Origin of the sequence: Pseudochrobactrum albidum (assembly GCF_051851455.1) — a bacterium.
Taxonomy (GTDB): Bacteria; Pseudomonadota; Alphaproteobacteria; order Rhizobiales; family Rhizobiaceae; genus Pseudochrobactrum.
Genome location: NZ_JBPVTR010000018.1, coordinates 81,923 through 105,129 on the forward strand (window position 1 = coordinate 81,923; position 23,207 = coordinate 105,129).

The window sequence follows — 23,207 nt, forward strand, 5'->3', positions numbered from 1 at the left end:
TCCCAATAATAATAAACCAACGCAACCGCCCTCATCCGGCGCTGATGATGAGGTTGTCAAACTTTTAAATATTAAACGCATGTTCGGCTCCACACCGGCCGTCAATAATATTTCCCTTTCAGTAAAACGCGGTGAAATTCTTGGCATTATCGGCCGCAGCGGAGCCGGAAAATCAACCCTGATCCGCTGCCTCAACGGGCTGGAGCGCCCCGATAGTGGTTCTGTGATTATAGAGGGGCAGGAAATTACCGGCCTGAGCGAAAATCAGTTGCAACCGGTGCGCCGCCGCATCGGCATGATTTTCCAGCATTTCAACCTGATGTCAGCCAAAACCGTGGCACAAAATATTGCAATGCCGCTTAAAATTGCCGGCATCATTAAAGAAGAGCGCCGCAAAAGGGTAGATGAATTGCTGGAGCTTGTCGGCCTGTCTGACCGTGCGCAGCATTATCCGGCACAACTCTCCGGCGGCCAGAAACAGCGCGTCGGCATTGCCCGCGCATTAGCGGCAAAACCAAGCCTGCTGCTCTCGGACGAGGCCACCTCAGCCCTTGATCCGGAAACCACACAATCCATTCTGGCGCTTTTGAAAGATATCAACCAAAAACTCGGCCTGACGATTTTGCTCATCACCCATGAAATGGATGTGATCCGCAGCATTGCAGACCGTGTCATTGTTCTCGATCACGGCACGATTGCCGAACAAGGCTCTGTCTGGGAGGTTTTTGCCCGTCCGCAGGCCGAAACCACCAAAAATCTTTTACAGATGCTCACCCCTGCCCTGCCCGAAAGCATTGCCGCCATTCTGCAGCAACAGCCTGCAGCTGAAGCCATTATCCGCATCCGTATTTCCGGTGCGGCGGCACAAAAGCCGCTCATGGCAGATATTGCACAGGCCTGCGGCCTGAATGCGCGCCTTATTCATGGCGGTATTGATACTGTTCAGGGGCAACCTGTCGGCACCCTGTTTCTCGGGTTACCTGCGGGCAATGCCTCGGCACTGCAAAAAGCCACGGCTTTTCTGCAAACAATTTGTGATGAAACGGAGATTGCCGGATATGTTCCAGTTCCTGACACCCGCAATGCTTGATCTGCTCTGGCGCTCGCTTGGCGAAACCCTGATCATGACCGGTTTCTCCTGTTTTTTCACGCTGATTTTTGGCCTGCCGCTGGGGCTTCTTCTGGTGCTGACCGATCGTAACGGCCTGATGCAGAACCTTTTTGTCAACCGTATCATCGGCGCAATCGTCAATGCATTCCGCTCTGTGCCTTTCATCATTCTTCTGGTGGCACTCATTCCCTTCACACGGCTGATCATGGGTACCGCGCTTGGCACATGGGCATCCATCGTGCCCTTGTCCGTTGCCGCCATTCCCTATTATGCGCGTATGGCAGAGGTTTCCCTGCGTGAAGTTGATCACGGCCTGATCGAGGCCGCGCGCTCAATGGGCGCCAACCGCCACACAATCATTCGCGATGTGTTGATACCGGAATCCATGCCGGGGCTGATTGCCGGTTTTACTGTAACCATCGTTACGCTGATCGGCGCATCTGCCATGGCCGGCGCAATCGGCGCCGGCGGGCTTGGCGATCTCGCAATCCGCTATGGCTATCAGCGTTTCAACTATCCGGTTATGGCCGCAGTTGTTGCCGTTCTGATCATTCTTGTCTGCCTCATTCAATGGGCAGGCGACAAATTGGTGCAAAAGGTTGATAAACGCAGCATAAAACGCTGATAATCATCTGCAATCCAGTAAAAAGGCCGGCTACAGACCGGCCTTTTATAATGTCTTTAAACACAACTATATGCGCGGCTCATGCACGCCAACCTCTATAGTATTGCCATCAGGGTCATAAACCAACGCCACGAAATATCCCATCTCCTGCGGCCCCTGATAGGAAGGCGCGCTGTTATCCTTGCCGCCTGCCTGCAGCGCAGCATGATAAAAAGCCTCAACCTGCGCCTGACTTTCTGCCCTGAATTTGAGATATAGCCGGTTTGCAGGATGAATATCCGCATCTTGCGCATTTTCGTCATGCGCCGCACAAATACGGATAAACGGCATGGGATCATGTGCATCGCCGCTGATAAAAAACAAATTATCAGATGTTTGTAAAACTTTAAGCTCCAGAATTTTCATGGTTCCGGAGTAAAAACGATAGGAATCTGTAATATTACGGCTATCAAAGCCGACATGATCAAATAAAGACATAGCAAATAATATAACGCACTTATGCTATAAAAAAAGAGCCGCCGGAAATCATATCCTGCGGCTCTTTTACATCATCACCCTGTCGGCTTTTATCGTGTGCGGCTCAACCCGTCCTTGGCAGGCTTATATTGCGGATCAAGCTGCACAGCGCGCGCGTAAGATGCGGCAGCACGCTTCCTGTCGCCGCGGTGCTCATAAACCAGCGCCTGATTGGCCCAGCTCTCCGCCACCTTGTCATCAAGACCGATTGCCGTGTTAAAATCATCAAAGGCATTATCATAATCGCCAAGAGCGGCATAGGAAATACCACGCCCGTTATAAGGCTCCGGCGCATTGGATTGCAGCGAGGCGGCAGCCGAAAAATCCTCAATCGCCTTTTTGTGCTGGCCGCGTGCCTGATAGATCAGGCCACGATTATGATAGGCGCGGCCATCGGTCGTATCCAGCTGGATGGCACGGTTAAAATCAAGCATTGCTTCATCAAGCCTGCCCGCCTGACGATAAACATTACCACGGCCGATATAGGCGGCATCATATTGCGGATTGATCTGAATGGCGCGGCTATAATCCTCCACCGCGGCAACATCATTTTTCAGATAACGCTGGATCAGGGCGCGATTGGCATAGGCCTGATAATAATTAGGATCCAGCTGGATTGCCGTATCAAAATCCTTCAGCGCCTCACGGTAGCGCCCTGCCTTGCCATAGGCCGAACCGCGCACATTGTAACTTTCAGGATTACGCGGATTATTCTGGATCACCCTTGTCAGGGAGCCGATATTTTCACTGGAGCCCTGTGCCAGATCAATTGGATTTAAAATAGAATTGGATGTGCTTTGACAGCCTGCCACACCCAAAACGGAAACAGAGGCTGCAACAAACAATGCGCGCTGCAAAAAAGTGCTCCGCACGGATGAAGCCCTGTCGATAATTTCCAAAGACGCCATATTCGGTCTCCCTGAGCATTTCCGGCAAAAGTGCGAGCGGTTTTGCGTTCGGATAATGCGTAAAAATAAAGAATCAGAACATTTCATCATTTCCGTAAAAAACAGAAATGTCCCAACAGCAGCCTTGACACGCGCCTCATCGGAATATTTCACTCCGGCATATCAGGCAATTTCACCAGAAAACTACCTATCTTGCTGAAATTGCGTCAATCAGCAATTTGTCAGACCGCTGAAATGCCACCCCCAATAATACAATCAATTATCAACTTCATAGCCACACAGAAAAAGGCGGAAGTGAAAATCACCCCACCTTAAAACTGTTTTGCAGTGATGCAAACATCCCTGTGTGCTCAATCTTATAATGATGCTGTTATATTGCGTTAAAAAACTTTCAGCAAAAGGCACAATCAGATGATTATGAACCAGCATATTATAAATCAATTTCCAGCTGCCTGAAAATATAAGTCCCATACCTGTCATCAGGCTGAGACAAACCGGCCAATAAGCCACAAAAAGCCAATGCCCGGCAACAAAGCCGCCGGCCGGTTAGTTAAACCGCCGGCACCTTTTATCAGCGGGCTGCTACGCGGCCGCCTACCAGACCTTCACGCTGTGCGCGCTTACGAGCCAGCTTACGGGCGCGGCGAACAGCTTCAGCTTTTTCGCGAGCGCGCTTTTCAGACGGCTTTTCATAATGACCGCGCATTTTCATTTCGCGGAAAATACCTTCGCGCTGCATTTTTTTCTTCAATGCGCGGAGAGCCTGATCAACATTATTATCGCGTACGAGTACCTGCACGTGTAATCCCGTTCCGTTTCAGTTAGATTTTTCAGTTTAGCCTGAAGGCACTGGTGAGCGTCGAAGAAAACTCAGTCTGGCAGTTCCGGTAAGGGAGCCGTCTTATGGCTGACAAATCTTAAGACTTCGCAACGGCCTTCCGATGCAAATTCGTGAGCCGTCTAGCAGTATCTGACGCAATTGTCCACACAGAATCCGCCAACACACAGCCTGTCAGGCTTTATTGACGCTATTATTACAGTTTCAGCCTTTAAAATCACCCCTGTTTTGCAAAAAATTGATAAAATTTCTTTTCTCCGACACAAATATGCCGGCAATTTCAGCGCGGCTTTGCATAGATTCTCTGACCAGCAGGCAGAGATTCTCTTAAACCTTTCAACAGGTCTTTCAACAGGCAAGGCCGCAAACAGGCAGGCCGGCCGCCAATAAAATTTCCACCAAGCGGCCTTACTGTCCGTTTTTATCAAAATTCCCCTGCCCCCGTATTTCAAACGCCATAACCCGTCGCAAAATGGCAAAGTTACTGTCGTCATCTGGTTTAGTTATAAAGGAGACAAGCGGGACAAAATACACCGCTCCCAAAGAGGGAACATTATGCGTAAATTTTCAGTATTTGCAGTTGCCCGTGAAGCACTGCGCGGAAATAAGGGCTGGGAACCGCAATGGACTTCGCCGGAACCGCGTGCCAGCTATGATGTGATTATTGTCGGCGGCGGCGGCCATGGCCTTGGCGCAGCCTATTATCTGGCCAAGGAGCACGGCATTACCAATATTGCGGTACTGGAAAAGGGCTGGATCGGCGGCGGCAATACCGGCCGCAACACCACCATTATCCGCTCCAATTATCTCTATGAAGAGAGTATGAATATTTATGAGCATTCGCTCAAAATGTGGGAAAGCCTGTCGCAGGAACTGAATTATAATGTGATGTTCTCACCGCGCGGCGTGATGATGTTGTCGCATAATATTCACGATAAACAATCATTCCAGCGTCATATTCATGCCAACCGCCTCTATGGCATTGACAATGAATGGCTCACCCCCGAACAGGCAAAAGCCTACTGCCCGCCGCTGAATATTTCGCAAAATTCCCGCTATCCTATCAATGGCGCAGCCTTGCAGCGCCGCGGCGGCGTAGCCCGCCACGATGCTGTTGCCTGGGGCTATGCCCGTGCCGCCTCAGACCGCGGCGTGCATATTATCCAGAATTGCGAGGTAATCGGCATTCGCCGCAATGCAGATGGCAGTGTCAGCGGCGTCGAAACCAATCGCGGCTTTATCGGCGCCAAAAAAATCGGGGTTTCCGCATCCGGTCATTCATCGGTCATTATGAATATGGCTGATGTGCGTGTGCCGCTGCAAAGCTCGCCACTGCAGGCGCTGGTTTCAGAACCGATGAAGCCGATTGTCCCCTGTGTGATCATGTCCAACAGTGTGCATGCCTATATTTCTCAGTCAGACAAGGGGGAGTTTGTTATTGGCGCGGGCACGGATCAATATAATTCCTATTCCCAGACCGGCGGCTTGCAGATCATCACCCATACGCTGGACGCAATTTGCGAATTGTTTCCGATGTTCCGGCGGGTAAAAATGATGCGCCAATGGGGCGGTGTTACCGATAATACTGTCGACCGCGCCCCAATCCAGAGCAAAACCCCTGTGCCGAACCTGTTCATCAATGCAGGCTGGGGCACCGGCGGTTTCAAGGCAACGCCGGGCTCTGCCCATTTATTTGCCCATCTGATCGCCCGCGGCGAGCCGCACCGGCTTGCTGCCGGTTTTACGCTTGATCGTTTCCGCACCGGTCGCCTGATCGACGAGGCAGCCGCTGCCGCAGTTGCGCATTAAGGAACCCGCCCATGTTACTGATCCATTGCCCCTATTGCGGTGAAGACCGCTCGGAACTGGAGTTCCGTAATGCTCATGATGCCCATATTGTCCGTCCGGCCAATATAACCGAGCTTTCAGACGAGGAATTTGTGGAATTTCTCTATTGGCGCGACAATCCCAAAGGTGTGATTTTTGAACGCTGGCGGCATATTCACGGCTGCGGGCGCTTCTTCAACGCAGCGCGCGATACGGTGAGTGATAAATTTCTTGTCACCTATAAAACCGGCGAGCCAAAGCCTGACCTCAACACAATCACACAGGGCAAAAACTCTGCCACACAGGGCAAAAATTCTGCGATCAGGGAGAGTGGTCAATGAGCGGCTCAAAACGCATTACCGGAAAAGGCCGTTTAATCCCGGCAAAAACCGCCCGTTTCACCTTTGATGGCAAAACCTATACCGCATTGGCCGGTGATACTGTCGCCTCTGCACTCCTTGCCCATGATATTCATCTGGTCGGGCGTTCGTTCAAATATCACCGCCCGCGCGGTTTTCTCTCAAGCGGTCCGGAAGAGCCGAATGCGCTTTTGGATATTGCCCGCGATAAATCCCGCCGCCAGCCCAATGTGCGCGCCACCGTGCAGGAAGTTTTTGACGGTATGCAGGCGCAATCCCAAAATCGCTGGCCGTCCTTATCTTTCGATATTGGCGCGGTGAATGATTTATTCTCGCCATTCTTCGGAGCAGGCTTTTATTACAAAACCTTCATGTGGCCCAAAAAAGCCTGGGAAAAGCTCTATGAGCCGGTTATCCGCCGTGCAGCAGGGCTTGGCGTTACCCCGACAGAACCGGATCCCGATCGCTATGCAGGCCGTTATGAGCATTGCGATGTGCTGGTTGTCGGCGGCGGTGTTGCGGGTCTGAGCGCCGCTCTTGCCGCTGCACGCACCGGAGCCAAAGTTATTCTCTGTGATGAACAACCGGAGGTTGGCGGTGCCCTGCATCATGAAAACGGCACGCAAATCAACGGGCGTGATGGTTTTGACTGGGCGCAGGACACAGCCGCACAATTATGCGCCATGCCCAATGTACGCCTTCTCACCCGCACCACGGCTTTTGGCTATTATAACCATAATTTTGTGGCGCTTGCTGAGCGGGTTAGCGATCACATTGCACAACCAGAAAAAAACACTGCACGTGAACGTTTATGGCAGGTGCGTGCCAAACGTGTTATCCTCGCCAATGGTTCTATTGAGCGGCATATGGTGTTTGCCAATAATGACCGCCCGGGTGTGATGCTGGCTTCTGCCGCCCGCACCTATCTCAATCATTTCGGTGTGGCTGTCGGCTCAAATATTGGCGTTTTCACCGCCCATGACAGTGCCTATGAAGCCGCCTTTGATCTGAAAAATGCCGGTATTGATATTCCGGTGATTGTGGATAGCCGCGCCTATCCGGGCGAAGCGGTGCTGGCCGAAGCCCGCCGGTTGAATATTCCGGTTTTGACCAATCATTGCGTATTAACCGTTGGCGGCAGGTTACGTGTCAAATCCATGACCGTTGCCACCAATGGCGCAAAATCAGGCCGCAAATATGCTATTGATGCCCTGATCACCTCCGCCGGCTGGACACCATCGGTGCATCTGTTTTCACAATCACGCGGCAAGCTGCGCTTTGATGAAACAAAACAGCGTTTTCTGCCGGATATTTATGCGCAAGATTGCATTTGCGTGGGCGCATGCAACGGCACAGATGATGTGCAGGCAATGGTTGACGAAGCTGTCAGGGCCGGCACCGATGCAGGGCTTGCCACCAGTCCGTCTGGCGGCAAGGTGCAGGAGAGCCCCGCAATCACCGCAAAAACGGCCTATAGCTGGAGCGGCGGCATGGTGGGCACAACAGCCGGTGCAGGCCCCGACAGCAATGTAAAAGCCTTTATTGATTTTCAGCATGATGTCTGCGCCAAGGATATCCGCAATGCTGTGCGGGAGGGCATGCATTCTATCGAGCATATCAAACGCTTCACCACCAATGGCATGGCCTCCGATCAGGGCAAGATGTCCAATATGCACGGGCTGGCAATCGCTTCTGAGGCGCTGGATAAACCGATCCCGCAGGTCGGCCTCACCACTTTCCGCCAACCTTATACGCCGGTAAGTTTTGGCACGCTGATCAACGCCTCGCGCGATCATCTGTTTGATCCGGCACGCCACACAGCCATGCACCGTTTTGAAGAGAAAAACGGTGCGGTTTATGAAGATGTCGGCAATTGGAAACGCGCCTGGTATTATCCGAAACCGGGTGAGACCATGCATGATGCGGTTGCACGCGAATGCAAAACCGTGCGTGAAATTGCCGGGATTTTTGATGCCTCCACCCTTGGCAAAATCGAGGTTGTGGGGCCCGATGCGGCAAAGTTCCTCAATCTCATGTATACCAATGCCTGGGATACGCTGAAACCAGGGCGCTGCCGCTATGGTATCATGACCGGTGAAGACGGCTTTGTAATGGATGACGGCGTGGTTGGCCGCATGGCACATGACCGTTTCCACGTAACCACCACAACAGGCGGTGCGCCGCGTGTGCTCAACCATATGGAGGATTATCTCCAGACCGAGTTTCCGCATCTCAATGTCTGGCTCACCTCCACCACCGAGCAATGGGCGGTGATTGCCGTGCAAGGGCCAAAAGCGCGTGAGATTATCGCGCCGTTTGTTGAGGGCATTGATATCTCCAACGAGGCCTTCCCGCATATGAGTGTGGCGGAAGGTAAATTCTGCGGCGTGCCTTGCCGCCTGTTCCGCATGTCCTTTACCGGCGAGCTCGGCTTTGAAATCAACGTGCCGGCCGATTACGGCCAATCGGTGATTGAAGCCGTATGGGAGCAGGCACAATCCATGGGCGCCTGCCTCTATGGCACAGAAACCATGCATGTGCTGCGCGCGGAAAAAGGCTATATTATTGTTGGTCAGGATACGGATGGCACACTAACACCCCATGATGCCGGTGTTGCATGGGCTGTTTCCAAAAAGAAAACCGATTTTGTTGGTATTCGCGGTATGCGCCGCCCTGATCTGGTGAAGACAGGCCGCAAACAGCTGGTTGGCCTCCTCACACAAAATCCGAATACAGTGCTGGAAGAAGGGGCGCAGATTGTGGCAGACCCCAACCAGCCCAAACCGATGACAATGCTTGGTCATGTCACCTCGGCCTATTGGTCGGCCAATTTGGGGCGCTCCATTGCCATGGCAGTGGTACAGGACGGATTTAACCTGCATGGCAAAACCCTTTATGTGCCGATGAATGACCGTGTCTTGCAAGTTGAAGTAACGAGCCCCGTCTTTATTGACGAAAAGGGAGAGCGCCTGCATGTCTAAATCAGAAATAACCGCACAGCGCGTCACCGTTTTAGGCAAGTGCCGCACTGGCAATAATGCGGTGCAGATCACAGCGGCAGAACCGGCAGAGCGTATCTCGCTGCGCGCCCGTGCCGCTGATATTGCCGCCCTTTCCAAAATTCTCGGCGTTTCCCTGCCGCAGCAGCCAAAACACAGCGCCACCAAAGGCACGCGTTCAGCCTTATGGCTCGGGCCGGATGAATGGCTGGTGATTGATACCGGCGGAAAATCGCCTTTTGCCGATTTGCAGGGTGTGGATATCCTTCATTCCGCGACAGATATTTCACACCGCAACACGGCTATCCTTGTCTCAGGCGAAGGCGCAGAGGCAACCATCAATGCCGGTTGCCCTCAGGATCTGTCACTGACCGTCTTTCCTGTCGGCGCTGCATCGCGCACAATTTTCGGCAAGGCGGAAATCGTGCTCTGGCGCCTCTCCGAGACAGAATTCCGCGTGGAATGCTGGCGCTCCTTCGCTGCTTATGTCTTTGCCTTATTGAGTGAAGGGGCGCTGGATGCAGCGGTTTAAAACAGCCCGTTAAAGCATTTGCAGACAACAAATGTGAAACTGTTTTAAGCTTATTGCTTTAAATGTCCTCAAAGCGTCATAATTCACTTTTATAGCGCCGCGTCACACTTTTGACGCGGCGCTTTTGTTTTTTAAATCAACGGGAAATCATCAAATTAAAAGTGATCACTCATTTGCGCCATTTTACAGTAAACACACGGCCTCACGCATTCATTTTTACAAGCCATCTTCATGACCATTCAAAAACGCCTCATTGTCAATTTTACCGGCTATGAGGGGCTCCACCCCAAAGCTGTTCGCATCCGGCACCGCAAAATCATGAGTGATTTTGACAAGCTCTGGGGCACCAAAACCACACTGTCGCCTATGTCCGCCGAGCAGAATGGCAGTGCAGCCATGCAAATTGTCGTACAGGCAAAAAACTGGCGCACACAAAGCGAGTTCTGCCAGTTTGGCACTGCTGATATTTTTGATGATTATGCGGCACGCTCCCTGCCTCTTCGCCTTTTTACCGGCAGTCGCGCTTTTCTCAACATTCTGTTGACCGGCACACTATGGCGTTACGGCCGCACCAGCTGGCGCTTTGTGCTGTTTTTTCTGTGGCCGTTTTTAATGGTGCTGGCATTGCTGACCCTGACACTCGGCATAACGGCAGCACCGGTTCTGGCGGGTTTTTCCGCATGGCATATGCTGTGGTCGCTGCCGCTTGCACTTGTCATTTGCAATCGCCTGATAAAAGCACGCGATGAAAAACTGTTCATCTCCTATCTGCTGGATGACTGGTCAGCCGCCTATGACCGGATTTACAACAAAAATGCCGCACTGCTTGCACGTAAACAGGCTTTTGCACAAATGCTTGCTGAAAAATTGCGCGCAATCGATGCGGATGAGGTTATCATTATGGGGCACAGCCTTGGCACGGTGCCCGCCATTGAGGCATTGGCAGAAATTGAGCGCACAGAACCCGAGCTGTTGCGCAAACAACCGGTCTCATTGCTTGCCGCCGGCTCCTGCCTGTTGATGATTGCCCTGCATCCGCATGCAAGAAGCCTGCGGGAAGATGTGCGCCTGCTTCTCAATCACAGTCCGGTTTTCTGGGCAGAGTTTCAGGCACTGACCGATATTATTCATTTTTATGATTCCGATCCGGCACAAGCCCTGAAGATTACCACGCAAAATGCACCGCTGATCCGCCATATCCGGTTCAAACATATTCATTCCCCTGCCCGCTATAAGCAGGCCAAGGGTAATTTTTTCAAAATGCATTTGCTGTTTATTTCCGGCAGTCAGCAAAAAAATGCCTATGATATCGGCATGTTTCTGCACGGGCCCTTTGCCTTCAGATCATTGCTGGAAAATTATCCGGATCAGCCCGCACCGCTTGATAAGCTGCAGTGAAACCTCAGCCCTGGGGAGGAACGACAGCGATGGTCAGCCACCGCGCTGTCAAAGCCGGCTTGGCCAGCCCCTCCACTTCCAGCGTCACATCATAATGATTGACCACGCGGCCGGAAGGCCGGATATCGGCATCTGCCAGTTTAAAACGCGCGCGCACACGAGTGCCGGTTTTTACCGGAGACATAAAACGCACATTGTCAAAACCATAATTAATACCCATTGTAGCGCCCTGCAACATAGGCAGCGCCTCAAAAGCCAGAGTGGAAAGCAGGGACAGGGTCAGAAAACCATGAGCGATCGTGCCGCCAAAAGGGGTTTCTGCCGCAGCGCGCTCCGGATCAACATGGATAAATTGATGATCATCCGTTGCATCGGCAAACTGATTGATCATTTCCTGAGTCACCAGCCGCCATTCAGAACAGCCGATTTCCGTGCCGATTGCTTCGCGCAGCTGATCCAGAGTGATCGCATCTTTCATGATTACCAACCTTTATAACGGAATCACCATTGCAGAAAATATTATTCTTTATCTCTTGCCGGGTGCTATAAACAACTTTGGCAGCTTTTTCCAAAAGCTTTTGCCTGTGTTTTTATAACTCTATCCGCAGCTATACGGCGAATTGCTGCGCAATTCGCCGGTCAGAGCATAATATCTGCCTGTTTCTCTCCCGCATATTAGGCTGCAGGATCATCCGGAACCGGTATATTATAACAGGCACAGATATTACAAAAAGCCTCTGCGGCAAGCCGCGCACTATCAACCGGCTCCTGTTGCGGTCATAAATCGTCAAATTCCGCTTATCATCATCCTGTCCGGCACTTTATACCCTTGATATGTGCTGATGAGATGGCTGATGAGCCCAAACAGATTGAATTTCAAACCAGTCTTTTATAGGTGTCATTATCAGACTGGTATGTCAGCCGTAAAACAACAGATGCGGAGAATAAAAATGGCCACCAATGTCGCCCTCACCGGGCTTGCCCGCGATATGAAAGCCCGCGCAGATTCCGGCAGACCCATCCGCATCGGGCTGATCGGCTGCGGGGAAATGGGTACGGATATTGTAACCCGCGTTGCCCATATGCCCGGCATCGAGATTGGCGCAATTTCTGAAAACAGGCCTGAACGCGCTCTAAAAGCCGCAGAGATTGCCTATGGCGAACAAGGACATGCCCGCGAGATCACATCCGGCTCTGACCTGAGCCTTGCGCTTGCAGCCCATAAAATTGCTGTTACAGACAATGCAGACCTTATTTTGAATAATGAGCAGATTGATGTGGTGATTGATGCGACCGGCATTCCTGCCGTCGGGGCGGAAATCGGCCTGCGCGCCATGGAACATGGCAAACACCTTGTCATGATGAATGTTGAAGCAGATGTCACTATCGGCGCTTATCTTAAACGCGAGGCCGACCGTCTTGGCGTCACTTATTCACTTGGCGCCGGCGATGAGCCTTCTGCCTGTATGGAGCTTATCGAATTTGTCACGGCAATGGGCCACCCTGTTGTTGCCGCCGGCAAGGGCAAGAACAACCCGCTTAATATTGATGCAATCCCTGATAATTATATGGAAGAAGCCGCACGGCGGAATATGAATGTGCGCCTGCTGGTGGAATTTGTTGACGGCTCCAAAACCATGGTTGAAATGGCAGCCATTGCCAATGCCACCGGCCTTGTGCCCGATATTGCCGGCATGCATGGCCCTGCCGCCACCCTTGACCAGCTCTCTTCCACACTTATTCCGGAAAAAGACGGCGGTGTGCTCTCAAAAACCGGTGTGGTGGATTACACCATTGGCAAGGGGGTGGCACCGGGCGTGTTTGTGGTGGCCGATATGTCCCACCCGCGCATTACTGAGCGCATGGAAGATCTGAAAATGGGCAAAGGCCCTTACTTCACCTTCCACCGTCCATATCACCTGACATCGCTGGAAGTACCGCTGACCTGTGCCCGCGTTGTGCTCTATGGCAAGCCGGATATGGTGCCGCTGGACAAACCTGTGGCAGAGGTGGCTGCCGTGGCCAAAAAGAATATAGCTGCCGGTGAAACGCTGGATGCGATTGGTGAATATTGCTACCGCGCATGGATCATGACCGCAGGTGAAGCCCGCGCGGCCGGAGCCATTCCCTGCGGCATGCTCACAGGTGCAACAGCCACCAAACCAATCCAGAAGGGTGAGCTTATCACCTATGATAATGCCTGCCTGCCGGCCGGCTCCCGTCTTGCGGAACTGCGCGCCCGTCAGGACAAGCTGATTTATGGCCAATAGGCTGCGCATTCGTTGAATCTCCGCATCAAGGTACAGAAACAAGCAACTGACAACAGAGGCATTTGCCTGCTATATATTTGAAAAACCAACAAAAGACGGCAGAAATATTTTATAAGAACACAATAATAAAAAGGCGGCCAAAGGCCGCCTTTTCTTCAATCTTTATTATGATCTTGTTTATTCCAGTGCCTTGACAATATTTTCAACCATCTTCTTCGCATCAGCAAACAACATCATCGTATTGTCACGGAAGAACAATTCATTCTCGACACCGGCATAGCCAGAGCCCATACCGCGCTTGATAAACAACACGGTTCCGGCCTTGTCGACATCCAGAATAGGCATGCCGAAAATCGGTGATTGCGGATCGGTCTTTGCAGCCGGATTGGTCACATCATTTGCACCAATCACAAAAGCCACATCTGCCTGCGCAAATTCAGAATTGATATCCTCCAGCTCAAAGACTTCATCATAAGGCACATTAGCTTCAGCCAGAAGCACATTCATATGCCCCGGCATACGCCCTGCCACCGGATGAATGGCATATTTAACCTCTACACCCTCTTCCTTCAGCTTATCGGCCATTTCACGTAAGGCATGTTGTGCCTGTGCCACAGCCATACCATAGCCCGGTACAATAATAACCTTGGAAGCATTTTTCATGATGAAAGCTGCATCATCGGCCGAGCCCTGCTTAACCGGACGCTGCTCAACTTCGCCACCGGCACCGCCAGCCGCCGCATCTCCGCCAAAACCGCCAAGGATTACGGAAATGAATGAGCGGTTCATACCCTTACACATAATGTAAGACAGGATAGCACCGGACGAACCAACCAGAGCACCGGTAATGATCAGCGCCAGATTGCCCAATGTAAAGCCGATGCCAGCCGCAGCCCAGCCCGAATAGGAATTGAGCATGGACACCACCACCGGCATATCCGCACCACCGATCGGAATAATAATCAGCACGCCAAACAGCAGCGACAAAACCACAATTACCCAGAACACCAGATGGCTCTCGGTCATTGCCAGCATAATAACCAGCACCACAATGGCTGCACCCAATGCGGCATTGATCATATGGCGCGATGGCAGCATGATCGGCTTGCCGGACATGCGTCCGTCAAGTTTAAGATAGGCAATAATTGAACCGGTAAAGGTGATGGCGCCAATGGCCACACCAAGCGACATCTCCACCAAAGCCTGCGCATGAATGGTGCCAACCTCACCAATTCCAAAAGAATGTGGTGAATAAAGCGCGGCTGCAGCCACCATGACCGCGGCAAGGCCAACCAGCGAGTGAAAGAACGCCACCAGTTGCGGCATGGCGGTCATGGCAATACGTTTGGCCACAACTGCGCCGATACCCCCGCCGATTGCCAGCCCCAGCACGATCAGCGCCAGACCGCCAAAAGACGGCTGCGCCAGCACCAGAGTGGTGACAATGGCAATGCCCATGCCGAGCATACCATAAAAATTACCCTGACGGCTGGTTGTTGGATGAGAAAGTCCGCGCAATGCCAGAATAAACAACACGCCTGAGACAAGATAAAGAAAGGCTGCCAGATTAACACTCATATCCACGCCCCTCACTTATCTTTTTTCTTATACATGGCAAGCATACGCTGGGTAACCAGAAAGCCGCCGAAAATATTAACACTGGCCAGTATCAGGGCTACAAAACCAAAACCGGTAGCCCAGCCGGAAAGTGAAAGCCCGACAGCCAGAAGCGCACCCACAACAATCACCGAGGAAATTGCATTGGTCACAGCCATCAAAGGTGTGTGCAAGGCGGGCGTTACCGACCAGACCACATAATAGCCGACAAAGATCGACAATACGAAAATTGCCAACTGGAAAACAAAAGGATCAATCACCCCGCCACTGGCCGCATGCACGGCATTGCTGATGGAATCCGCATTACCCAGATTTTCCGCCACAGAGCGCAGATTCTCAACCGCCTGATCAACCTGCCCAAGCGCCTCTTTCAAAGTTTCCGCACTCATGCCTCACCTCCTTCACCGCCGGCTTTCTCGTTTGTGCCGGCCTTTGCGGCCGGTTTTTCAGCAATAACTTCTTCCGCAACCTTTTTCGGCGTAACCTTTTTCGGTGTTGTCTTTTTCGGGGCTGTCTTTTTCGGTGTTGCCTTTTTCACTGGCGTTTTTTGGGGCGCGGGTTTTGCAGCGCCGCCAGCCACCGCACGCTCAGCAAAAGCCGGATGCACAATCGCGCCGTCACGGGTCAGCAAGGTTGCCTTAACCAGCTCATCCTCAAAATTAATCGCCAATGTGCCCTTGTCAGCCAATGTTTCAAGAAATGACAACAGATTGCGTGCATAAAGCTGCGAGGCAGAAGCCGCAATGCGGCCGGCCATATTCATATGACCAACAATCTTCACGCCATTCACTTCCGTGATCTGGCCTGCCACAACGCCTTCCACATTGCCGCCGCGTTCAACCGCCAAATCCACCAATACGGAGCCGGGTTTCATGCTGGCAACCATAGCAGCACTCACAAGGCGTGGCGCTGCACGCCCCGGAATAAGCGCGGTGGTAATCACTATATCCTGTTTGGCAATATGTTCTGCCACCAATGCGGCCTGTTTTGCCTGATAGTCGCTCGACATTTCCTTGGCATAACCGCCCGCTGTCTCCGCAGCCTTGAATTCCTCATCCTCAACGGCCACAAATTTTGCACCAAGCGATGCCACCTGTTCTTTAGCTGCAGGGCGCACATCGGTTGCAGTGACCACAGCACCCAGACGGCGCGCCGTTGCAATGGCCTGCAAGCCTGCAACCCCTGCCCCCATGACAAAAACCTTGGCTGCGGGCACGGTACCGGCTGCAGTCATCATCATCGGCATGGCGCGGTCATATTCCGCCGCCGCATCAATCACCGCCTGATAACCGGCAAGATTGGCCTGTGAAGAGAGCACATCCATCACCTGCGCGCGGGTAATACGCGGCATAAATTCCATGGTAAAAGCGGTAAGCCCCGCTTTGGCAATTGCGGCAACCGCCCCCTCATGCCCGTATGGATCAAGCATCGCAATGAGCACAGCGCCCTGTTTGTAATTTTTAAGCTCCGCCTCAGACGGACGGCGCAATTTCAAAATAATATCTGCGGTTTTGATATCAGCAGTTTTGCCAAGCGTGGCACCGGCATCGGCAAATGCCTGATCGGTAATGCGCGAGGCAAGACCTGCACCGCTTTCCACAATAACTTTAAATCCGGAACTGATCAGCTTTTTCACGGTTTCCGGCGTTGCCGCCACTCGTGTTTCAACCGGATCAGTTTCAACAGGAATGAATATTACCTGAGACAAAACTGCCCTCTCTTTCCTTATCCCCAATCATTTCAAAAAACGGCCCATGCTTCGCGCCTGGCACAATTTTGAACGAGGGCAGTAAATCACGGAAAAATCAGGCTGCAATAGCCATTATGCAAAAAAATCCCTGATGTGATCGAAAATACGCACAATCCTGGTAAATCGGGCAGGATAACCCCGCAAAACAGATGTCGCACACAGAACAATCTGTTGTTATACACAGGCAATCATTATCAATTATTATCCTGACAGGCTTTCAAAAGCACTTTTCCTGCGCCGCGTTTGGCAGGCGGCACAGGTAATAGAGGGCATTTGCAACAACTCAGGCCAGAAAAAACGCAGCCGCAATAATCAGCACAAACAAAATAAGCCCCGAGAACCAGCCCGCAGCAAAAAAGGCAAAAGCCATTGAGATCAGCACAGCGCAAAGAGTGATTATTCCCCATTTCACCAATTTGGTAAAACCCTGATAGGTGCGCTCATGCTCAGGATAATCCATCGGCGCTCCCATCCCCATTTCAGCAGAACCATGTGGTATTCTGGACATCGCTTACCCCTCCCAAGGTCAATATCTGCAACGCTTTCCCGTCTGCCTGTTATCCGGGTCAAAATTGGCATGTTCCGGATAACATCCAGTTGATACAATTATCTGCCCACAAGCAAGTATCCGCACCAATCTCCCCTTGCGACAATCTGCAGCAAGGCAATCTGGTGCACGCGCAAAAGCCCGCTCAGGCACCAAGTCCGGTATATTTTGCCGTTGGCAGAATGGTCAGCGGAATATTGCCCTGCCCAATATCTGCAAACATATTGCGTCTTTCATGAACTTGCGATTTGAAAAAAGGAAATCTTATCGCCACTGCATCACGAATCGAGCTGACCGCCGCAGCCCCCAACCCCACCTGTATGCCATAACCCTCATGATCACGCGGATCGGCCAGCATTTGCGAGCCAAAAATACGTTTATAGAAAGCCATATGCTCAGGTTTAACGGCGGCAAGACAAAAATTCGCGTTAAAATGCTCTGATGCCATCGCAGCAATACGCAAGGTAAGATAAGGAATTGCAGGAAACTCCGTCAGATAGACAGGATCAGCAGCAAAACGGGTTGGGTCTACAAAACTCAGTTGCTGATCAAGCATCGGCTCAAGCACATCCGGAAACAGCTTGACACTGGTGCCAATGCGGTGATCTGCGGTAATGTAATGTATGCGCAAGGTGCTGACCAGAATCCCGTCAATATACACACCATAGACATAGGCCTGCGGATCGCGATCAACATCATCAATAATAGTGCCAAGGCAATTATCGGTCATGACATTGCGCGTCATATAGGAGCGATAGCGCAACCTGCCAATCTCTTCGAGATCTTCCGCATGGATAACCCGCCGGTATTCCACCCTGTCGAGAAATTCCAGCATATGCCGGGCAAAATTAGAAAGAACCGGTGCTGCCGCAGCCGTTTGTGAGACCGTCATATATATTTGTCCGCTGCCGGTAAATTCAGCATGATCATAGCCCGCCATGCACAAATGCACATTTCAGCAGGCAAATACTGAATCTTCAGGAAACTCCATACCATTACAGGCATTACTCTATATCTGCGATGCGAATAACATGCGGATATATTGATAATCATTTCCCTTTATGTGCGTAAAAAAGCAAGAGTCCAAAAACAAACAATTAAAATTTTTTTATTTTTCAGCCAGCTCACACCGGCAAATCATTTTATCGGTCTTCAGAAACAGCGCCAAAGGCGCCTGTAACCATAGAAAAGCCGGCATTTAAGGCCGGATCGGCTCGCTGTCATGCCCCTGTTTGAATATTGCCGGCGTGACCGACAGGGAACGGCGCAATTGCGCGCTGATTTCCCCGCTGCTCAGCGGCGTGCCAAGCAAATATCCCTGCACCAGATCAGCGCCACCGGTATTGCGGATCAGCTTCAGTTGCTCTTCCGTTTCAATACCTTCAATTGTAACACCAAAACCCAGCTCATGGGATAATTGCGTCACACCACGCAGCAACATGAACGCACGGCGATCATTCACAATATCGCGCACAAAAGAGCGGTCAATTTTTACCTTGGTCAAAGGCAATGTATTAAGATAGCTCAGGCTGGAATAGCCGGTGCCAAAATCGTCAAGCGCAATATTAATGCCGGAATTTTTAAGACGCTGCAGCATTTCACAGGTCTTCAGCCGATCGCTGATAATCGCACTTTCTGTAACTTCCACTTCCAGAAGATAAGAGGGCAGCTGCGCTTCTTTCAGCGCATTGGTGACCATATCAACAATATCCGGATTTTTCAGATCAATTGCCGAAAGGTTGACAGAAACACCAATCCGGTGCCCCCATGTGCTGCAATCCTCACAGGCACGGCGCAGCATGAAACGCGTCAGTTCCGTGATTATGCCCATTTCTTCGGCAAGCGGAATATAATCGGCAGGGCTGATCGGCCCCAGTTCCGGATGATGCCAGCGCGACAAGGCCTCAACGGCAACAATACGCAGGGTATTAAGGCTGACGATCGGCTGATAAACCACTGTCAGGGTGCCTTCAGCGATTGCTTCCCGCAATTCGTTCTTCAGTTTCTGGCGTGAGCGATATTTGGTATCCATCGCATCAACAAATTTTACCCAGCGATTATGCTCACTGCTTTTGGCTTCAGATAAAGCCAGATCCGCATTCACATGCAGGCCACGCAAATCAAAGCTGCCGGCTTTATCAATTGCAACACCGGCGCTGATATCGAGATAAATTTGCTGTGAATCAAAGTCATAAACCCCGCATAAATTGGCAATCACCTCATCCATAAGCTCGCCAAGATGCTGATGATCGTGAATATTTTGAATAAACAGCACAAATTCATCGCCACCAAAACGTGATGCCACATACCGGCCGGGGTCAAGGCCGCCCAGCCGCTTGGCAAACTGGCATAGCAAGGCATCACCGGCATGGTGGCCATGTGTGTCATTCACATGTTTGAAATGGTTAAGATCAATCACAGCCAGCGCCACCAGCGCATCCGGCTGATTATTAGCAACACGCGAGCGAACCTTGCCCTCAAAATAATATCTGTTTGCCAGTCCGGTAAGCCCGTCATAGCGCGCCATATGCTGGATCTGTTTTTCCGCCTCAATGCGCGATGTCACATCATCAAAGATCAGCACAGTGCCTTCATCACGGCGCTGATTGCACATCACTTCCACATAGCGTTTTTCGCCAAAGCGAAAAATCTCCCTCTCACACCGTCCTTCAAGAAGATCGATAATACGCAGGCGCACATCATTCAGCTCATGACGCGGAAACAGACCATGTTTGGCGCTATAACGCAAAACCACCTCAAAAGACCGGTTTAAAAGGCTGATATCCTGGGAAATATTCAGCATGCTGCGCACCTGTTTATTCACAACGGAAATCATACCCCTGCCATCCAGCATCATTAATCCCTGCGGCATATTATTCAGCGCCGCATCAAACCGGCCAACAACAGTGCTAAGCCGGCGCTCATTCATAACAGAGGAGAACAGTGACTTTCGCAGGCCGTTGGCCATTTGCACATTGCTGAGAAAATACGGCACCAGCAAAAGGCCGATTGCGATATGAAAAGGACTGTTAACCATGATAAAACCGGCAAGCACCGGCATCAGAGTGCATACAGACATCATAATAACAGCACTGCGCGATGCATAATTGCGCCCGACAATGGACACAACTGAAGCGAGCATAATGGAAAGACTGGCCAGTTCAGCAAGCGGGTCAGCAATAATATATGTGCTGTAGAAACATAAAGTGCCAAGCAGGAAACAGACAGCGCAGGCGCCGATAAGATAATGCGTTTCCCAGCGATCAATATCGCGGTGCTCCAGACGGCTGAAGTCACTCCTGTCAAACAGGTACATATCAAACATACGGATACTGGTGACCAGCGTGAACAAACCGGCAAAAATCAGGAATTCCATATGTCCGGTTTTGAGATATATAACCAGACAGGCAAGAACATGGGCAGCCAGACCAAACCACAATGTGGCCCGGTTACCATAAAGCGCCCTGACAAATGACAAACGAACATCTGCCGGAATACTGGTTTCAAATAACCGCGCCATTATCATCTTGCTCCCATACAGAGTAAGAATGGCAAAAATACTTTAAAAATAAGTTTCAATTTTTTCTACTTTAAGGTGTTTTTTTATAAAAATCAACATCATAAGGTTGTTTAGCAACTTCATATTCATCATATAAGTAAAACTAAAAATAACTCACAATCTATTTAACTCTGTTACCATTCTTGAAATATACACATCTATAAGGCTTAAACAAAGCTTGGCGCGCCTATTTCTGCTAAAAAAATTAAATATTTATTGCTAAAAATAGAAAATTATAAAAATCACAACATCACATTTACGCACAATAAGATGAATAGCCATTTTTTCGTGAACCGGCATCAAAACAAAGCCGCATTACAGATGCGAATCATCGCGTCAAAACATATGCCCTTCCTAAAGCGGCTATCCTTGCAGACTATGCCCCCCGTCTACGGTGATTGTTGTGCCGGTTATGTAGCCGCCGGCTGAAGAGGCAAGCAACAGCAACGCCCCTTCCAGATCACCAGCCGCGCCTAAGCGCCGCATCGGATTTTTTGCCTTGAGATAGCCCTGTGCCGGCCCTTCCAGAAGATCCTGATTAATACCGGTCGGAAACCATCCGGGAGCAAGCGCATTGACGCGAATATTATGCGCCGCCCATTCCAGCGCCAAAGAGCGCGTCATCTGCGTGAGTGCCGCCTTGGACATAGAATAGGCAGTGGCACCTTTTTGAGGAATCTTGCCAAGTATGCTGGTTGTATTGATAATTGCACCGGCAGTTTTCGCCTCAATCATGCGGCGTGCTGCCTCCTGTGCCACATAAAAGGCACCCTGCACATTCACATCAAAAACCTGTTGCAGCATCTGCGGCGTTGTTTTCAGCGCAGTTGCCTTGCAGGCAATACCGGCATTGTTAAACACAACACTCACGGTGCCAAAATGTTTTTCCGCCCTATCAAAGGCCGCAACAACCTCTTCCGGCCTGGAGACATCAGCATTTACAGAAAGAATATTTTTAGCATCATAGCTGCAATCAGCATGCGCATCATGCGCATGGCTGCGGGCAACAGAAATAACTCTGGCACCATGAGACGCTAAAATATGCGCCATATAATGCCCAAGACCGGATGAACCACCGGTAACAAGAATAACCTTGTCTCGAACCGAAAAAACATCCCGATGATCTGCGTCCATTTCCCCCGCTTCCGCTACTTCTGTAAGAACGATCCGGCTGAAAAAAAATGCCGTAACCGCCTTAAATACTTGTTTTATCACACCACAGCCGCACAAAACCGCTTCATATGTTCGGCTTAAAATGCCCTGTTCTCAATCTTTACTCCGCTCATAAAGCAATTATATGAAAATTGGCAACCATTTTGCATCAAACGCGCTTTTCCCCTTATATTGCAAATAAATCGCACAAAAATATATTTTAAAAGCCTGCAGCTTGCAGTAAAGACAGGCCGCATCTGTAAGACTGATCTGCATAGCATTTCAATTTTTCCCAGAGGCGATAGAATGCCCTGTTATTTGCATGGCAGATTTATATCCCCATATTACTGCAAAACATCCGTCTATTCCTGAACAAGCTGTATATCACCATGCAGCATACAAGGCTCCTGCAATGACACAAAAATCCCGCCCGCTGATTGCCGTCACTTCTGATATCCGCGCTATTGACGGTAATAACTGGCACGCCACCCCTTCCGAATATATTGCCGCGCTTGTCGATATTGCCGAGGTTACGCCGGTTCTGGTGCCCAATATCGGCGGGAAGGTTGATTACGACGCATTATTCTCCGCAGTTCACGGCCTGCTTGTCACAGGATCGCGCAGCAATCTGCAGCCTGTCCTTTACGGAGAGGAAAACACTGAAAAGCACGGTCCTTTTGATCCCGATCGCGATGCAACAACATTGCCGCTGATCCGCGCCGCCCTTGAGCGCGGTATTCCGGTGCTCGGTATATGCCGCGGCCTGCAGGAGATGAATGTGGCGCTTGGCGGCTCTCTGGCCAATGATATTCAGGAGCTTGACGGCAAAAATGACCATCGTGCGCCGGAAACAACCGACCGCGACACACGCTATGCTATCCGACATCCTGTTGAAATAAAACAAGGCTCATGCCTGTCTGCCATTGTGCAAAGCCAGACCATCAAAACCAATTCTGTTCACCGGCAGGCTATTGACCGCTTATCAAACAGGCTGGAAGCATTGGCTCTTGCTGAAGACGGCACTATTGAAGCCGTTACTGTCAAGGGTGCAGCAGACTTTGCCCTTGCCGTACAATGGCATCCGGAATATTGGGTGCATTCCGATGCACCATCCGCCAGCATTTTCCGCGCATTCGGCGATGCCATACGCCAACATGCAGACAAGACAAAATAGCCCCGCAAATTGCAGTCCGGCATTT

The 23,207-nt window shown here is 50.9% G+C and carries 20 protein-coding genes; 9 read left to right on the plus strand and 11 right to left on the minus strand.

Translation table 11 applies throughout. The features are described 5' to 3' along the window. The first annotated feature begins 79 nt into the window (after nt 1-79). Both ACSTTO_RS03265 and ACSTTO_RS03270 read left to right on the plus strand, forming a co-directional pair. A complete protein-coding gene (locus ACSTTO_RS03265) occupies nt 80-1,090 on the plus strand; it encodes a methionine ABC transporter ATP-binding protein (protein WP_439271773.1) in 1,011 nt (336 codons plus the stop codon). After that, entirely contained in the window at nt 1,071-1,736 is a 666-nt protein-coding gene (locus ACSTTO_RS03270; protein ID WP_439271774.1) for a methionine ABC transporter permease, read from the plus strand. Before ACSTTO_RS03265 ends, ACSTTO_RS03270 begins: the two co-directional genes overlap by 20 nt. A 66-nt stretch (nt 1,737-1,802) precedes the next feature. Here the strand turns inward: ACSTTO_RS03270 and ACSTTO_RS03275 are convergent, their stop codons facing one another. The 3 genes from ACSTTO_RS03275 to rpsU form a co-directional block, all read right to left on the minus strand. Continuing rightward, nucleotides 1,803-2,213 carry a VOC family protein gene (locus ACSTTO_RS03275; protein ID WP_439271705.1) on the minus strand — a complete coding sequence of 137 codons (411 nt, stop codon included), beginning with the start codon at nt 2,211-2,213 and terminating at the stop codon, nt 1,803-1,805. A gap of 89 nt (nt 2,214-2,302) precedes the next feature. Beyond that, nucleotides 2,303-3,151, minus strand: a complete 849-nt coding sequence (locus ACSTTO_RS03280) for a tetratricopeptide repeat protein (RefSeq protein ID WP_439271775.1) — start codon at nt 3,149-3,151, stop codon at nt 2,303-2,305. A 580-nt stretch (nt 3,152-3,731) separates the two neighbouring features. Next, complete coding sequence (gene rpsU / locus ACSTTO_RS03285) at nt 3,732-3,959, minus strand: 30S ribosomal protein S21 (protein ID WP_439271706.1); 228 nt, start codon at nt 3,957-3,959, stop codon at nt 3,732-3,734. A gap of 594 nt (nt 3,960-4,553) precedes the next feature. Here rpsU and ACSTTO_RS03290 point away from each other — a divergent pair. From ACSTTO_RS03290 to ACSTTO_RS03310, 5 genes are all read left to right on the plus strand, one after another. Next, nucleotides 4,554-5,807: a sarcosine oxidase subunit beta family protein gene (locus tag ACSTTO_RS03290; protein WP_439271707.1), complete on the plus strand. Its 1,254-nt coding sequence runs from the start codon at nt 4,554-4,556 to the stop codon at nt 5,805-5,807. Between the two features lie 11 nt (nt 5,808-5,818). Then, a complete protein-coding gene (locus ACSTTO_RS03295; RefSeq protein ID WP_439271708.1) occupies nt 5,819-6,166 on the plus strand; it encodes a sarcosine oxidase subunit delta in 348 nt (115 codons plus the stop codon). Next, nucleotides 6,163-9,165, plus strand: a complete 3,003-nt coding sequence (locus ACSTTO_RS03300; protein ID WP_439271709.1) for a sarcosine oxidase subunit alpha — start codon at nt 6,163-6,165, stop codon at nt 9,163-9,165. Before ACSTTO_RS03295 ends, ACSTTO_RS03300 begins: the two co-directional genes overlap by 4 nt. Then, nucleotides 9,158-9,715, plus strand: a complete 558-nt coding sequence (locus ACSTTO_RS03305; protein ID WP_439271710.1) for a sarcosine oxidase subunit gamma — start codon at nt 9,158-9,160, stop codon at nt 9,713-9,715. The genes ACSTTO_RS03300 and ACSTTO_RS03305 overlap by 8 nt, the downstream gene beginning before the upstream one ends. A gap of 231 nt (nt 9,716-9,946) precedes the next feature. Next, the gene (locus ACSTTO_RS03310) at nt 9,947-11,113 is read left to right on the plus strand and encodes an alpha/beta hydrolase (RefSeq protein WP_439271711.1); all 1,167 of its coding nucleotides are present in this window, start codon (nt 9,947-9,949) and stop codon (nt 11,111-11,113) included. Between the two features lie 4 nt (nt 11,114-11,117). Here ACSTTO_RS03310 and ACSTTO_RS03315 read toward each other — a convergent pair whose 3' ends face one another. After that, nucleotides 11,118-11,591 (minus strand): MaoC family dehydratase, encoded by a 474-nt coding sequence (locus ACSTTO_RS03315; RefSeq protein WP_439271712.1) that lies wholly within the window; start codon nt 11,589-11,591, stop codon nt 11,118-11,120. A gap of 472 nt (nt 11,592-12,063) precedes the next feature. Here ACSTTO_RS03315 and ACSTTO_RS03320 point away from each other — a divergent pair, with 472 nt between their 5' ends. Further along, nucleotides 12,064-13,383 (plus strand): NAD(P)H-dependent oxidoreductase, encoded by a 1,320-nt coding sequence (locus ACSTTO_RS03320; protein WP_439271713.1) that lies wholly within the window; start codon nt 12,064-12,066, stop codon nt 13,381-13,383. A 177-nt stretch (nt 13,384-13,560) separates the two neighbouring features. Here the strand turns inward: ACSTTO_RS03320 and ACSTTO_RS03325 are convergent, their stop codons facing one another. The 7 genes from ACSTTO_RS03325 to ACSTTO_RS03355 all read right to left on the minus strand — a co-directional run bounded on the left by ACSTTO_RS03325 (nt 13,561) and on the right by ACSTTO_RS03355 (nt 21,990). Further along, a complete protein-coding gene (locus ACSTTO_RS03325) occupies nt 13,561-14,961 on the minus strand; it encodes an NAD(P)(+) transhydrogenase (Re/Si-specific) subunit beta (protein WP_439271714.1) in 1,401 nt (466 codons plus the stop codon). A gap of 11 nt (nt 14,962-14,972) precedes the next feature. Then, complete coding sequence (locus ACSTTO_RS03330; RefSeq protein WP_439271715.1) at nt 14,973-15,389, minus strand: NAD(P) transhydrogenase subunit alpha part 2; 417 nt, start codon at nt 15,387-15,389, stop codon at nt 14,973-14,975. After that, entirely contained in the window at nt 15,386-16,708 is a 1,323-nt protein-coding gene (locus ACSTTO_RS03335; protein ID WP_439271716.1) for a Re/Si-specific NAD(P)(+) transhydrogenase subunit alpha, read from the minus strand. Before ACSTTO_RS03335 ends, ACSTTO_RS03330 begins: the two co-directional genes overlap by 4 nt. A gap of 325 nt (nt 16,709-17,033) precedes the next feature. After that, a complete protein-coding gene (locus ACSTTO_RS03340; protein WP_439271717.1) occupies nt 17,034-17,258 on the minus strand; it encodes an aa3-type cytochrome c oxidase subunit IV in 225 nt (74 codons plus the stop codon). A 184-nt stretch (nt 17,259-17,442) separates the two neighbouring features. Further along, nucleotides 17,443-18,189, minus strand: coding sequence for an N-acyl amino acid synthase FeeM domain-containing protein (locus ACSTTO_RS03345; protein WP_439271718.1), 747 nt, complete (start codon nt 18,187-18,189; stop codon nt 17,443-17,445). 306 nt (nt 18,190-18,495) lie between these two features. Then, nucleotides 18,496-20,817 (minus strand): putative bifunctional diguanylate cyclase/phosphodiesterase, encoded by a 2,322-nt coding sequence (locus tag ACSTTO_RS03350; RefSeq protein ID WP_439271719.1) that lies wholly within the window; start codon nt 20,815-20,817, stop codon nt 18,496-18,498. A gap of 402 nt (nt 20,818-21,219) precedes the next feature. After that, the gene (locus ACSTTO_RS03355; RefSeq protein ID WP_439271720.1) at nt 21,220-21,990 is read right to left on the minus strand and encodes an SDR family NAD(P)-dependent oxidoreductase; all 771 of its coding nucleotides are present in this window, start codon (nt 21,988-21,990) and stop codon (nt 21,220-21,222) included. 430 nt (nt 21,991-22,420) lie between these two features. On the opposite strand from ACSTTO_RS03355, the gene ACSTTO_RS03360 reads away from it, so the two are divergent. Next, nucleotides 22,421-23,182 carry a gamma-glutamyl-gamma-aminobutyrate hydrolase family protein gene (locus ACSTTO_RS03360; RefSeq protein ID WP_439271721.1) on the plus strand — a complete coding sequence of 254 codons (762 nt, stop codon included), beginning with the start codon at nt 22,421-22,423 and terminating at the stop codon, nt 23,180-23,182. Nucleotides 23,183-23,207: the final 25 nt, after the last annotated feature.